Here is a 12,841-nt window from a genome sequence, read left to right as displayed (position 1 = left end):
GGGCGGCTCCGGCGAGGAGGGTGCGCGTCGTGCTCATCGTGATGCTCCTGTGCGGTGGTGGAGGGGTGTTGCCGTTCGGACACCACGCACACTAGGAACCGCCAACCCATCCTTCTGCGCAGGAATGCACACTCACCCCCCAACGTGCACTATTACGGATTCTCGGTGAGATCCACGCGCCAGTCGTTGCACCGGATGGGGTTGCCCGGCGGATACTCGAAGTCGCACTCGGCGACGAACCGGAACCCGGCCTTGCGGCAGATCGCGTTCGACGCGGGGTGGTCGACGGAGGGGTACGCGTGGAGGTAGCGGTGCCTGCGCTCCGCCCTCGCCCTGGCGATGACGTCGAGGGCCGCCGCGACCGCTATGCCCCGGCCCTGAAACTCCGGCAGGACGCCCCAGCCGGTCTCGTACACGGTCTCGTCCCGCCAGTCGCGTTCCCAGTAGCCGATGGTGCCCACCTGCTGGAGCCCGGGGAGCAGGACGACGCTGAACATGTGGCCGGTCCCCTTCCCGGCGATGTCGACATACCTCCGGTGCCGGTCGAGGATCTTCTCCTCGGTCTCCGGGCCTCCCAGGTGTTCGGTCATCTCCGGCGCGTTGACGCGACGCAGCAGGCCGAGATCGGTCTCCGCCCACGGATCGAGCCGCACCAGCGGCGAGTTCCCCCGTCCTGGCAGCTCTGAAGGCTCTGACGGCTCTGATCGCTCCGGCATCTCTCTCACTCCACCTTCGGCCGCTCGTGTTCGGAAGCACGCGGATTCTGCCAGAACGCACCGACAATCGGTCCCCGGCCGGAGGGGAGGGCGGGGCCGGGCCGTTCATCGGTTCCTCCCCGGAACCCATGAACGGCCCGTTACCGGGCACAGGGTTGTGATGCCGTGTCCGGTCCGGCCGGTCGTTGACAACCGGCCGGGTGGTTGGCGACGGTGAACTACCGCGATCGGGCCGTGACGAGATCGGGCCATGACGGGAGGGGCGAGAGCTTGGGCGACGTCGAGCGAGAAGACCCGGCATCCACCCCCAGGCAGGTCAGGGCCCTCTTCCAGCGGGCGGGCCGCCTCCGGTCCCACGCGCGCACGCTGCTCGCCGACGACACGCGGGCGCGCTCCGAGGCCCGGCGGGCGCTGTCCTCCGTACGCACGCGCCTGGCACGCGAGGAGCTGGGCTCGATCCCCCTGACGCGCCTGAAGGACGTCACCGTGGGGCGCCTGCGGATCAAGGCCCTCGAACAGGCCGGATACAAGACGATCCTCGACATCCTGGACAGCACGCCGTACGAGCTCCAGCTGCTCCCCGGCGTCGGGGTGTGGAACGCGAGGCAGGCGCACGCCGCCGCCGGGCAGATCGCCACGGCGGTGGAGGAGACGGTGGCGCTGCGGATCGACGTCGACCGGCAGGACGACGAGACCACGGCCCTGCTGGTCGCGCTGAACCGGCTGGTGAACGCCGGCCCCGACCTGCCGCGCGCGAGCGGCGCCGCGCGCAGGATCGAGGAGCGGCTGGCCTCGCTCCTGCCCGCCGCGCAACCCGCGCGCGGGTGGTTGCGGATGCTGCTCGCGGGCCAGAGAGGCCGCCGCCGCGCGCAGGAGGCCGTCACGCGGATCGAGGACGTGATCGAGGAGGCGAACGCGTCCGGCACGGCGCTGCTCTTCGGCCAGGCCTCCGTGGACCTGCTGCGCCCGCCGGTCTCCGGCATCGAGGCGTGGGTCGACTTCGAGCTCCGCGCGTCCGAGTACTACAACCTGCTCGCCGAGATCGCGGCCACCGAACCCGACCGCGTCGCCTCCGAGGGCTTCCTGCCCGACGACATCTCCTCGCGGGTCAAGGCCCAGGACCTCGACGACACCCACCGCCGGGTCTCCCTGCGCGGCTACCAGTCGTTCGGCGCCCGTTTCGCCCTCGCCCAGCGCCGGGTGATCCTGGGTGACGAGATGGGCCTGGGCAAGACCGTCGAGGCCATCGCCGCGCTCGCGCACCTGTGGGCGCGCGGCGAGAGGCACTTCCTGGTGGCCTGCCCGGCCAGCGTCCAGATCAACTGGGTACGCGAGGTCGAGACCCGCAGCACGCTGCGCGCGTACTCCCTGCGCGGCGGCGACCGGGGCGCGGCCCTGGCGGAGTGGATCCGCACCGGCGGCGTCGCCGTGACCACCATCGACACCCTGCACCGGCTGGAGATCCCCGGCGACGTCACGCTCGGGATGCTCGTGGTCGACGAGGCGCACTACGTCAAGAACCCGGCCGCCCGGCGTTCCCAGGCCGTCGCCCGGTGGTGCGGCCGTACCGACCGGGTGCTCTTCATGACCGGGACCCCGATGGAGAACCGCGTCGAGGAGTTCCGCAACCTGATCGGCTACCTCAGGCCCGACCTGCTCCCGGGCATCCGGAACGGCGACACGGCGGCGCCGGCGACGGTGGCGGGGGTCGGAGCGGGGGCGGGGGCCGCGAGAGCGCAGTCCTTCCGCAGGGCCGTGGCGCCGGTCTACCTGCGCCGCAACCAGGAGGACGTGCTCACCGAGCTGCCCGACCTCGTCCACGTGGACGAGTGGGAGGAGTTCAGCGCGGCGGACCTCGCCGCCTACCGGAAGGCCGTGGCGAGCGGGAACTTCATGGCGATGCGCCGCGCCGCCTACGCCGTTCCGGAGACGTCGGCCAAGCTCCAGCGGCTGCTGGAACTCGTCGACGAGGCGGCGGGCAACGACCTCAAGGTCGTGGTCTTCTCCTACTTCCGCGACGTGATGACCGCCGTCCACAGGGCTCTCGGGGGCACCGGCGAGCCCGGTCACCCGGGTGACCCCGGCGGCCGGGTCCACGGGCCGATCTCGGGCGACCTCGGCACCGCGCGCCGCCAGCAGGTCATCGACGAGTTCACGGCGGCCCCCGGCCACGCCGTGCTGCTCAGCCAGATCCAGGCCGGTGGGATCGGCGTCAACCTGCAGGCCGCCTCCGTGGTGATCATCTGCGAGCCCCAGGTCAAACCGACCATGGAGAGCCAGGCCGTGGCCCGCGCCCACCGCATGGGACAGGTCCGCAAGGTCCAGGTGCACCGCATCCTGACGGCCGACAGCGTCGACCAGCGCATGCTCGACATCCTGCGCGGCAAGGTCGGGCTCTTCGACACCTACGCCCGCCGCAGCGACCTGGCCGAGTCCACCCCCGACGCGGTCGACATCTCCGAACAGTCCCTGGCCCGCCAGATCGTCGAGGAGGAACAGCGGCGCCTCGCGACGTCACGGCCGACGCGCGCTTGAGAGGGATCGTTCCCCTGTCATGACCTTGAGGGGCTCGTTCTCATGCCTGACCTCGAAGGGGCTCGTTCCCCTGACCTTTTAGGGGGACGTTTCCCCGCCCGACACCGGAACGGCCCGGCCCTCGCGGCACGAAAGAGAACCGTACGGTACGAAACAGGAATCGTGCGTTTCCAAACGATTTCTGCCTCGAACATCCGCGATCGCGACGAGGCAGGCACCGCCCCCGTCCAGGACGGTGACGATCTCACCCGGGACGTCGAACCGTCCCAGGGTCGAACCATCTTGGGGCGAACCGTCCCAGGTGTCGAACCGTCGCAGGTGTCGAACCGCCCCAGACGTCGAACCGCCCCAGACGTCGAACCGTCGCAGGTGTCGAACCGGCCTCGACCTCGAACCGTCCCAGACCTCGAACCGTCTCAGGAACTGACGAAAGCCAGCAGGTCCGCGTTGAACTCGTCCCTGTAGGCGCCCACCAGACCATGCGGCCTGCCCGGGTAGACCTTCAGGGTGGCGTCCTTGACCAGCTCGGCCGACTTCAGGCCGGAGGCCCCGATGGGCACGATCTGGTCGGCGTCGCCGTGCGCGATGAGGGTCGGGACGTCGAAGCGCCGGAGGTCCTCGGTGAAGTCGGTCTCGGAGAAGGCCTTGACGCAGTCGTACGCCCCCTTGAGGCCCACCTGCATGCTCCACAGCCAGAAGGTCTCCCTCGCGCCCTCCGACACCTCCGCGCCGGGCCGGTTGAAGCCGTAGAAGGGCATGCTGAGGTCCTTGTAGAACTGCGAGCGGTCGCCCTCGACCCCCGCGCGGATGCCGTCGAACACGTCGATCGGCAGGCCCTCGGGATTGGCGTCGGTCCTCAGCATGATCGGCGGGACCGCGCCCAGCAGGACGGCCTTGGCGACGCGGGAGGTGCCGTGCCGGCCGATGTAGCGGGTCACCTCGCCACCGCCGGTGGAGTGACCGACCAGGATCACGTCACGCAGGTCGAGGGTCTCGATCAGCCGGGCCAGGTCGTCGGCGTAGGTGTCCATGTCGTTGCCGTTCCAGGGCTGGCCGGAACGGCCGTGCCCCCGGCGGTCGTGCGCGACGGCCCGGAAGCCGTTGTCCGTGACCAGCTTCATCTGGTCGTCCCAGGCGTCGGCGTTGAGCGGCCAGCCGTGGCTGAAGACGACCGGCTGCCCGCCGCCCCAGTCCTTGTAGAAGATCTCGGTACCGTCGGCGGTGGTGACGAAGGCCATTGTCATTTCCCCCAGGTGGTGTGTGAGCTGGACATACCCCGACGTTAGGTCAGCGGGTGACACCCACCACCGGGCAGACGACCGCATCGCACGAACTTCATACTGCGTTGACGAAACCATGGCCTTATGAGGGGATTTGGCAGCGTTCGAGACTTTCACCCGGAGTCGCGAGGGTCTCACGCGGAGCCGGGCGCCCGGGAGGTACGCGGATTCGCGTACGCCGAAGCCTCGGATGAGCGGATGTCGCGTCACGCCCGCGCGCCCAGACTCTGCGCATGCCCACCATGCTCATCCGTGCCTTCCGCGTGCCCGACCTCCGCCGGAAACTGCTCTTCACGCTGGCGATGATCACGCTGTTCAGGTTCGGGCAGATACTGCCCGCGCCCGGCGTGAACGTGGCCGCGGTGCGGGAGTGCCTGAACGGGGGGACCCGCGGCGGGCTGGTCGACATGCTGCAGCTGTTCAGCGGCGGGGCGATGCTGAAGCTGTCGGTGTTCGCCCTCGGGATCATGCCGTACATCACCGCGGGGATCGTGGTCCAGCTGCTCACCGTGATGATCCCGCGCCTGGAGGCGCTCAGGAAGGAGGGGCGGCAGGGGCAGGCGAAGATCACGCAGTACACGAGGTACCTGACGGTGGCACTGGCCGTCCTCAACGCCACCACCGTCGTGGCGATGGCCCGCGCGGGCCAGATCTTCCCCAACTGCGACCGGCGGGTGCTGTACGACCAGAGCCTCATGACGATCGTGGTGGTCGTGGTCACCCTGGTGGCCGGGACGTGCGTGGTGATGTGGCTGGGGGAGCTGATCACCGACCGGGGGATCGGGAACGGCATGTCCATCCTGATCTTCACCCAGGTGATCGCGGTGTTCCCCTCCTACATGTCGAACATCTTCCGGCTCAGCCCGTTCGCCCTGGCGACGATGCTGGTCTCGGGCGTCTTCCTGGTGGCCGCGGTCGTGTTCGTCGAACAGGCGCAGCGACGGATCCCGGTGCAGTACGCCAAGCGGATGGTCGGGCGCAGGATGTACGGCGGAACCTCGACCTACCTCCCCCTGAAGGTCAACCAGGCCGGGATCGTCCCCGTCATCTTCACCTCCTCCCTGCTCTTCCTGCCGCAGCTGGCGATGCAGCTGACGGGCGGCACCGGGCCGGTGTCCGCGTGGATCGCGCGCTATCTCGTCTCGGGCGACCATCCGGTCTACATCACGGCGTACCTCCTGCTGATCGTGGCCTTCACCTACTTCTACGTGTCGATCACCTTCGACCCGGACGAGGTGGCCGACAACATGCGGCGGTTCAACGGGTTCGTCCCCGGCATCCGGCCGGGACGGCCCACCGCGGAGTATCTGCGGTTCGTGCTCTCGCGGCTGACGGCACCGGGAGCGGCCTACCTCGCCACCCTGTCGCTCATCCCGATCATCGCGTTCATGCTGCTGCGCGACCCGGCGACCCAGCAGAACTTCCCGTTCGGCGGGACGAGCGTCCTCATCATGGTCGGGGTGGGGCTCGACACGGTGAAGCAGATCGAGGCGCAGCTGGACCAGCGTGACTACAGGGGCTTCCTCAGGGGATCGTCACCCCGGACCTGAGCGCGAAGACGACCAGCTGGGCCCGGTCGCGGGCGTGCAGCTTCACCATGGCGCGGCTGACGTGGGTGCGGACCGTGTCGGGGCTGATGACCAGCTCCGCGGCGATCTCGTCGTTCGACCTGCCGGTGGCCACCCAGGCGACCATCTCCCGTTCCCTGGGGGTGAGGGTGTCGAGGCCCTCCACCGGGGTGACGTCGTGGCGGCCGAACAGCCCGATCACCTTCCTGGTGACGGACGGGGAGAGCAGGGCCTCGCCCGAGGCGACGACCCTGATCGCGCGGGTGAGCTCCTCGGGAGCGCTGTCCTTGAGGACGAACCCGCTGGCCCCGGCCTGGAGCGCGGCGAAGACGTACCGGTCGACCTCGAAGGTGGTGACGACGACCACCCGGGTGGCGTGGAGCGCGGGATCGGCGGCGATGGCCCGCAGCGTGTCGATACCGTCCATGCCGGGCATGCGGATGTCGAGCAGCAGGACGTCGGGGCGGGTCTCGCGCAGCAGCCTCAGCGCCGCGACACCGTCGGCGGCCTCACCGGCGAACTCCAGATCGGGCTCGCGGTCGATGAGCGCCCGCAGCCCCATGCGTACGACGGCCTGGTCGTCGGCGAGCGCCACCCGGATCGGACCCGCCGGAGACGTCACACGGTCTCCAGGGGGAAACGCGCCACGACGCGGAACCCGCCGCCCTCGCGGGGGCCCGCGCCGAAGGTGCCACCCGCCTCCGCCACCCGTACCCGCATCCCGGCCAGCCCGCGCCCCTCGGCGGCCGTCGCCGGAGGACCGCTCCCCCTGTCGGCGACCTCCAGGACGAACGCGTGCGGGTCTCCGGTGACGCGCACCAGCGCCCTGGTCGGACCGGCGTGACGCAGGACGTTGGTCAGCGACTCGCGTACGACGCGGTAGACCACGCCTTCGAGATGCGCGGGAACATCCGGCGCGGCCGGTTCGACGTCGACGGGCACCCCCGCCGCGCGCACCCCGTCGATCAGCCGGGGCAGGTCGTGGTCGGCGAGGGACTCGGGGGCGACCCCGGGGTCGTTCTCGTTCTCGATCTCAGGGCCGGTCTCGGGGTCAGTCTCGGGCTCGGGGGCGGTCTCGATCTCGGGGCCGGTCTCGGGGGCGATGAGGTCGAGCGCGGAGCGGAGCTGGTCGAGCGCCAGCACGCTGGTCGAGCGGATCGCCTCCAGTGACTCGCGGACCTGGTCGGGCCGCTCGTCGAACACGAGCAGGGCGATCCCGGCCTGCATGGCGATGGTCGCGAGGCCGTGCCCCGCGACGTCGTGCACCTCCCCCGCGATGCGCGCCCGCTCCAGAGCGATCAGCTCCCGCGCCGACTCACTCGACGTGCCCGCCTCGCTCGACGTATCCGGCTCGCCAGACTTATCCGCCTTGTTCGGCTCAGCTGTCTTATCCAGCTTGGCTGGCTTGCCCGGCTTCACGAGCAGCGCGGGACGGACCGGTGCCGCGTTCAGACCCCAGCTCGCCGGGACGTCCGTACCCGAGACCCCGCCGCCCGAAAGCTCCGCGCCAAAGACCCGCGCCGTGGAGACCGGGGGAGCAGGGGGAAGACCGGCGCCCGAGACCGTGGCACCCGCGTGCCCGTCCTGGGGCTGGGTGGTCGCGCTGCGAGCGTGGACGAGACCGCTGGACGGCCACGGGATGGCGAGCCAGCCCACCCACGCCAGCATGAGGATGACCGGCAGGTCACGCAGGCGGCCCAGGCGTCCCAGGCGGGAAAGCGCCATCGCGGCCGCCGCGATGGAGTCGCGCGGACGGCCGTCCGGATGCCTGGACTCGGTCACCGTCCCCCATCAGAACAGACTCGTGTGCACCGATCCTAGCCAGTGCGCGGCGCCCCCGCCCGAGCCCGGAAACCCCGGGATCCCCGAACCCCCGGAACCTTCGAACCCGAAGAACCCGAGGAACCCGGGAGGCACGAGGAAGCACGAGGAAGCACAAGGAGGCACGGGGAAGCACGAAGAAGCGCGGGGAGCGCCCCGAACCCACGGAACGCCCCGGTCGCGCCTACGGGCGGTCGCGCAGGGATTCCAGGATGCGTGACAGCGCCTCGGTGACCGCGGGAAGGTCGTCGGGGTTCGTGGAGCGGGCCAGCCACAGGGCCGCCTCGTTCATCGCGCCGGACAGGAGGTGGGCGAGCGGCTCCACGGGCCGGCGCGCGACGATCCCCGCCTCGACCAGCGTGGTGAGCGCCTCGGTGAGGTGCCGCGCCGAGGACGCCTCGTCCATGGCCCGCCACTCGTTCCAGCCGAGCACGGCGGGGCCGTCAACGAGCATGATCCGCTGCACGTCGGGGTCGCGGCTCACCGCGAGGAAGGCCCGGCATCCCGCGACCAGCTGCTCCCACGGGTCGTCGTGCGCGTCCGCCGCCGCCGCGACCCGCTCGCCGACCTCCTGCTGCACCTGCTCGACGACCACGTGGAAGAGGGCGGCCTTGCTCTCGAAGTGGTGGTAGAGCGCGCCCTTCGTGACGGCCGCCGCCCCGACGATCTGCGCCAGGCTCACCGCGGCGTACCCGTGCCGCGCGAACAGCGTCCTGGCCTCGGTCACCAGGGCCCGCCTGGTCTCCAGCCGTTGCCGTGCCCGGTCCACCGCGGCCTCCCTTGTTGGCATACCGATGGTATGTTAGCTTCACATACCGACGGTATGTGAATTGGCCGAAGGGAGAGGGCATGACCCTCACGAGCTTCTACCCGGTCGTCTGCACCGATCGGATCGCCGAGTCCCACGACTTCTACCGGCGGTTCTTCGGCTTCGAGACGACGTTCGAGGCGGACTGGTACGTGAGCCTGAGACGGCCGGAGCCGCCGCACTACGAGCTGGCGCTCGTCGACAGCGGCCATCCGACGGTGCCGGAGAAATACCGTTCGGCGGTGCGGGGGCTGATCCTCAACTTCGAGGTGGCCGACGTCGACGCCGAGCACGACAGGCTCGTACGGGGAGCGGGCCTGCCGGTCGAGCTGACACTGCGCACCGAGGAGTTCGGGCAGCGGCACTTCATCGTCGCCGCGCCCGACGGCGTGCTCGTCGACGTGATCACCCCGACCCAGCCGTCCGCGGCCTACGCGGACCAGTACGCCGCCCCCTGACCGGGCGGCAGGGCGGGTCCTAGGATCCGCCCGGCGCGGACTCCCTCACCGGAGACCTGGCCAGCCGCCTGCCGAGACGTTGCGCGGGGGCCTCGAGCAGGCGGTGGGTCAGATAGCAGAGCGGCACCAGGGCGAGGAAGAACAGCGGGAGGTTCGGGCTGATCCGCAGCAGGAGCGGGTGCAGCAGATAGAGGGAGAAGCTGATCACCCCGAGGTGGGCGAGCCACCGGGGGAACGACCTGCGCCGCAGCGCGAACCCGGCCGCGAAGAAACCCGCGGCCAGCAGGATCGCCGGAGCCCAGCCGGGGTCGTCCTTGGCGAGGACCCCGCAGGCCAGGACCGTCAGCACGGCGGCGACGGCGGTACGCCACCGGATGGTCCCCTGCTCGGCGCGGTACACGGCCGTACCGGCGAACATCATGGCCAGGATGATCAGGCCCTGCCAGGCGCCGATCCGGCTGCCCAGGACCACCAGCGCGAGCCCGAGGAGCCCGCCCGCCACCGCGGCGGCCGTACGCGTCCCGCCTCCCGCGCGCGCCGACACCACGACGACCGCGACCACCGCGACCCCGAGCAGCGCCGCGACCAGGTCCGCGCGGCCACCGATGACCGGCCCCGGCAGCAGGAGGCCCAGGAGTACGGCCGACAGCGCCAGGACGATCGCGGCCGCGGCCGACCGGTGCGCCCGCCCCGTGGCGAACAGCCCGACCGCCATCAGATAGAACGCCAGCTCGTACGAGAGCGTCCACATCACGTCGATGACGGCGGGAACACCGAGCAACTCCTGCAGCATCGTCACGTTCCCCAGGACGACCAGGGGCAGGGGCCGCACGCTCAGGCCCGGGTGGAGGGCGAACGCTCCCGCGTACGCGAGAAGGAGCGCGAGGCCGAGCGCGGCGAGCAGGAGGGGGAGGAGCCGGAAGGCGCGGCCGATCCAGAAGGCCCGCAGGTCACCGCGCCGCTCCAGGGAGGCGGGGATGATATAGCCGCTGACCAGGAAGAACACGAAGACGCCCCAGGTGCCGACGTCGATCCTGCCGTCCACCTCGGCCCAGAGGTCCGGGACGAAGGTCCAGCCGGAGTGGTGCAGCGCGACGGCGAGCGCGGCGGGTCCGCGCAGGGCGTCCAACCAGGCCAGCCGCGAGGGGATCGGGGCCATTCGCCCGACTTTAGGCGATGGTCATCGTTTCCCGGACATCACCCGGCCCGCGACATCACCCGGCCCGCGACGTCACCGGAACCCAGGACCCCGGGACCCCGGGACCCCGGGAACCCGGGAACCCTGGCCCCGCCACCGAACCCACCCGTCACCGGAACCCCGGGCCCCTGACCCCCATCACCGGAACCGGGGAAAGGACCGGCCGGGCGGCGTCCTCAGCGAACCGGGTCGGAGGGATTGGCCCTGGCGACGAAGAGCGGGTCGACCGGAGTGAAGGGGAACCGGGGGAGGTCGCGCTCGGACATGCCGAAGCTCGCGGCGAGGACCTCACGGGAGAACGCCGACGCGGTGGCCCGGTAGCCGATGTCGGCGGGCATGGCCTGGTCGAAGAAGATGAGGAAGTGGATGTCGTCCTCCCCGACGACCTCGATGTGGTGCGGGAAGGCGCGTGGCACGAAGTAGACGTCACCGGGGCCGAGCAGATACTCGTCGAGGGTGCCGTCGGGGTCCAGCACCCGCATGCGGGCGTGCCCCTTCTCGACGTACCCCATCTCGCCGGTGACGGGATGCCAGTGCGGTTCGCGCATCCCGCTCTCCTTGACGCGCAGGGAGTACATGGAGATGTCCTCCAGCGCGGCCCAGTAATGCTTGCGCGCGAGGCGGGCGTCGCCGTAGGCGTACGACAGCGGCGGGTGCTGGCCCTCGACGTCGAACAGGTGGGCGTTGGGCAGCCCGGCCGTGGACGGGACGTCGGCGGCCCCGGCGCGGCGGACGATCTGCTGGGCAGGGGCCCGATCGAAGGCGGCGAACGCCGAGGCGGGCAGGTCGTAGGTGTTCCCGAGCACCGCGTCGGTCATGGCACTGAAACTGTCGCGCAGCGAGAAGTGCTGGGGCCGTTCGTCACGCAGCGCCAGAATGAACTCGGCGCGGTCGTCGCCGACGTTCTCCAGGTGGTAAACCGCGCCCGACTCGACGTGGTACATCTGACCTGCGGCGACGACGAACGAGGAGAAGACGTCGGCGTTCCCCAGGATCGACACCAGGACCGTGCCGGAAAGGCAGTAGCCGATCTGGTTGGCGTTGACGTTCCACTGCGGCTCCCGGATCGCCCCGGGTTCGAGCGCCACGTGCTTGATCGAGAGCCCGCTGAGGATCGGCAGGGCGGTGGCGTCGACCAGGGTCACCGACCCGAGCTCACTCTCGAACGCGGGCGACGCGTTCGCCAGGGATGTGACGTGGCGTGAGGTGCTGCTCATGACGTCCCCTTCGTTGCCCTTCGCTGTCGCGGCCCACACGATCGCGATCGAAGAACGCACGCCGCCTTCACAGCCTGGATCTGCCGGTGGTGTACGCCTGTTTCCGCAGGTTAAGCAGCAGAAGCCCGCTGCGGCGGGTCCTGTCGCGGCGTGTCGCCGACATCACGCACATATGACTTTCGACGGGTACGCCGAGAACCGGCGAGTGACTCGTACGACCGCGCGCGTGCCCGCCTCGGAAAAGAGAATCGGGCCATGACTTTCACAACACCGCCAAGAACCGCCGCCTGGCGGCATCTCGACGCGCGGGACGGGTTCGAGGTGACCTACTTCCGGCCTTCGGACGACGGCCTTCGCATCGAGGGATGCACGACGGCGGTCGAGGAGGGCGAGACCTGGATCGTCGGCTACGTCATCGAACTGGACGCCTCCTGGACCACGCGAAGCGCGCGGATCACGGGGCGCTCGGCCTCGGGGACCCGGCACACCCTGCTGGAGGCCGACGGCTCCGGCCACTGGCGCGTCGACGGCACACCCGCTCCTCACCTGGACGGTTGCCTGGACGTCGACCTGGAGTCCTCGGCGATGACCAACGCCTTCCCCGCGCATCGGATGGGCCTGCGCGTGGGCGAGAGGTCGGCCGCCCCCGCCGCCTACGTACGCGCCACCGATCTCTCCGTCGAACGACTTGAGCAGGACTACGTCCGCGTCGCCGACGAGGGCTCGCGGCAGCGCTACGACTACAGCGCCCCGGTCTTCGACTTCGCGTGCCGCCTGGTCTACGACGAGTCGGGTCTCGTGCTCGACTATCCCGAGATCGCCGTACGCGCGGCGTGACCTCCCCACGCGTGGCGGCCCGGGAGGAGGGCGATCTCGGGCCGCCGTGCCGTTTCAGCCGCCAGGCGGGTGACCCGCGCTCAGGCCGAGCGAAATCTGCACCTGGCGGACCAGTACCGTGACCAGTCGCTCAGGTGAGGCTCGAATGAGCATGCATCTGATGCCCGCCTTCACCTCCCGGTCGGTGAGCGGCCGACGCCGAAGGGCGGTCCAGCGGCGCAGGTGAGGGTCGTGGACAATGTGCCACTCGGGGAAGGTCTGCTCAAGCGCGGCGCGCTGACGCTCCTCGGGTGCACTCACGATGACGGCGATCTCGGCCGCTCTCATGGCGATCATCCCGGCACGCTCCGGTACGGATGAGATGGGCGGCGGTGGACGGGGTGCAGGTTTTCGCGGCACTGCC

General features: G+C 70.4%; 12 protein-coding genes. 4 read left to right on the top strand and 8 right to left on the bottom strand.

Annotated elements, in window-relative coordinates; genetic code table 11:
* Nucleotides 1–152: 152 nt before the first annotated feature.
* Nucleotides 153–653 carry a GNAT family N-acetyltransferase gene (locus ABT053_RS41190; protein ID WP_350977172.1) on the bottom strand — a complete coding sequence of 167 codons (501 nt, stop codon included), beginning with the start codon at nt 651–653 and terminating at the stop codon, nt 153–155.
* Between the two features lie 333 nt (nt 654–986).
* Between ABT053_RS41190 and ABT053_RS41185 the strand changes: the two genes are divergently transcribed.
* Entirely contained in the window at nt 987–3,251 is a 2,265-nt protein-coding gene (locus ABT053_RS41185; protein ID WP_350977169.1) for a DEAD/DEAH box helicase, read from the top strand.
* A gap of 416 nt (nt 3,252–3,667) precedes the next feature.
* On the opposite strand, the gene ABT053_RS41180 is transcribed toward ABT053_RS41185, so the two are convergent.
* Nucleotides 3,668–4,489, bottom strand: coding sequence for an alpha/beta fold hydrolase (locus tag ABT053_RS41180; RefSeq protein ID WP_350977166.1), 822 nt, complete (start codon nt 4,487–4,489; stop codon nt 3,668–3,670).
* Between the two features lie 275 nt (nt 4,490–4,764).
* Between ABT053_RS41180 and secY the strand changes: the two genes are divergently transcribed.
* On the top strand, nt 4,765–6,081 hold the full coding sequence (gene secY, locus ABT053_RS41175; protein WP_350977163.1) for a preprotein translocase subunit SecY: 1,317 nt from the start codon (nt 4,765–4,767) through the stop codon (nt 6,079–6,081).
* Here the strand turns inward: secY and ABT053_RS41170 are convergent.
* The 3 genes from ABT053_RS41170 to ABT053_RS41160 form a co-directional block, all read right to left on the bottom strand.
* On the bottom strand, nt 6,056–6,721 hold the full coding sequence (locus ABT053_RS41170) for a response regulator (RefSeq protein WP_350977160.1): 666 nt from the start codon (nt 6,719–6,721) through the stop codon (nt 6,056–6,058). The two genes, secY and ABT053_RS41170, sit on opposite strands and share 26 nt — an antisense overlap.
* The gene (locus ABT053_RS41165) at nt 6,718–7,881 is read right to left on the bottom strand and encodes a sensor histidine kinase (protein WP_350977158.1); all 1,164 of its coding nucleotides are present in this window, start codon (nt 7,879–7,881) and stop codon (nt 6,718–6,720) included. The genes ABT053_RS41170 and ABT053_RS41165 overlap by 4 nt, the downstream gene beginning before the upstream one ends.
* A gap of 223 nt (nt 7,882–8,104) precedes the next feature.
* Nucleotides 8,105–8,710: a TetR/AcrR family transcriptional regulator gene (locus ABT053_RS41160; RefSeq protein WP_350977155.1), complete on the bottom strand. Its 606-nt coding sequence runs from the start codon at nt 8,708–8,710 to the stop codon at nt 8,105–8,107.
* Between the two features lie 59 nt (nt 8,711–8,769).
* Here ABT053_RS41160 and ABT053_RS41155 point away from each other — a divergent pair, with 59 nt between their 5' ends.
* Nucleotides 8,770–9,186, top strand: coding sequence for a VOC family protein (locus ABT053_RS41155; RefSeq protein WP_350977152.1), 417 nt, complete (start codon nt 8,770–8,772; stop codon nt 9,184–9,186).
* Nucleotides 9,187–9,205: 19 nt separating this feature from the next.
* On the opposite strand, the gene ABT053_RS41150 is transcribed toward ABT053_RS41155, so the two are convergent.
* Nucleotides 9,206–10,345, bottom strand: a complete 1,140-nt coding sequence (locus tag ABT053_RS41150) for an acyltransferase family protein (protein WP_350977150.1) — start codon at nt 10,343–10,345, stop codon at nt 9,206–9,208.
* Nucleotides 10,346–10,560: 215 nt separating this feature from the next.
* Nucleotides 10,561–11,601, bottom strand: coding sequence for a cupin domain-containing protein (locus tag ABT053_RS41145; protein WP_350977148.1), 1,041 nt, complete (start codon nt 11,599–11,601; stop codon nt 10,561–10,563).
* A 255-nt stretch (nt 11,602–11,856) separates the two neighbouring features.
* Here ABT053_RS41145 and ABT053_RS41140 point away from each other — a divergent pair, with 255 nt between their 5' ends.
* Nucleotides 11,857–12,438, top strand: a complete 582-nt coding sequence (locus ABT053_RS41140) for a putative glycolipid-binding domain-containing protein (RefSeq protein ID WP_350977146.1) — start codon at nt 11,857–11,859, stop codon at nt 12,436–12,438.
* Between the two features lie 54 nt (nt 12,439–12,492).
* Here the strand turns inward: ABT053_RS41140 and ABT053_RS41135 are convergent, their stop codons facing one another.
* Nucleotides 12,493–12,774: a hypothetical protein gene (locus ABT053_RS41135; RefSeq protein ID WP_350977144.1), complete on the bottom strand. Its 282-nt coding sequence runs from the start codon at nt 12,772–12,774 to the stop codon at nt 12,493–12,495.
* Nucleotides 12,775–12,841 lie beyond the last annotated feature (67 nt).

This window comes from Streptosporangium sp. NPDC002524, from assembly GCF_040295985.1.
GTDB lineage: Bacteria > Actinomycetota > Actinomycetes > Streptosporangiales > Streptosporangiaceae > Streptosporangium.
The sequence above is the reverse complement of the archived record's forward strand: the minus strand, read 5'-3'. Positions and strand labels throughout refer to the sequence as shown.

Coding starts and splice junctions, on each gene's coding strand:
- ABT053_RS41140 (WP_350977146.1), top strand. CDS start 11,857: ATGACTTTCACAACACCGCCAAGAACCGCCGCCTGGCGGCATCTCGAC.
- ABT053_RS41150 (WP_350977150.1), bottom strand. CDS start 10,345: ATGGCCCCGATCCCCTCGCGGCTGGCCTGGTTGGACGCCCTGCGCGGA.
- ABT053_RS41135 (WP_350977144.1), bottom strand. CDS start 12,774: ATGATCGCCATGAGAGCGGCCGAGATCGCCGTCATCGTGAGTGCACCC.
- secY (WP_350977163.1), top strand. CDS start 4,765: ATGCCCACCATGCTCATCCGTGCCTTCCGCGTGCCCGACCTCCGCCGG.
- ABT053_RS41180 (WP_350977166.1), bottom strand. CDS start 4,489: ATGGCCTTCGTCACCACCGCCGACGGTACCGAGATCTTCTACAAGGAC.
- ABT053_RS41155 (WP_350977152.1), top strand. CDS start 8,770: ATGACCCTCACGAGCTTCTACCCGGTCGTCTGCACCGATCGGATCGCC.
- ABT053_RS41160 (WP_350977155.1), bottom strand. CDS start 8,710: ATGCCAACAAGGGAGGCCGCGGTGGACCGGGCACGGCAACGGCTGGAG.
- ABT053_RS41145 (WP_350977148.1), bottom strand. CDS start 11,601: ATGAGCAGCACCTCACGCCACGTCACATCCCTGGCGAACGCGTCGCCC.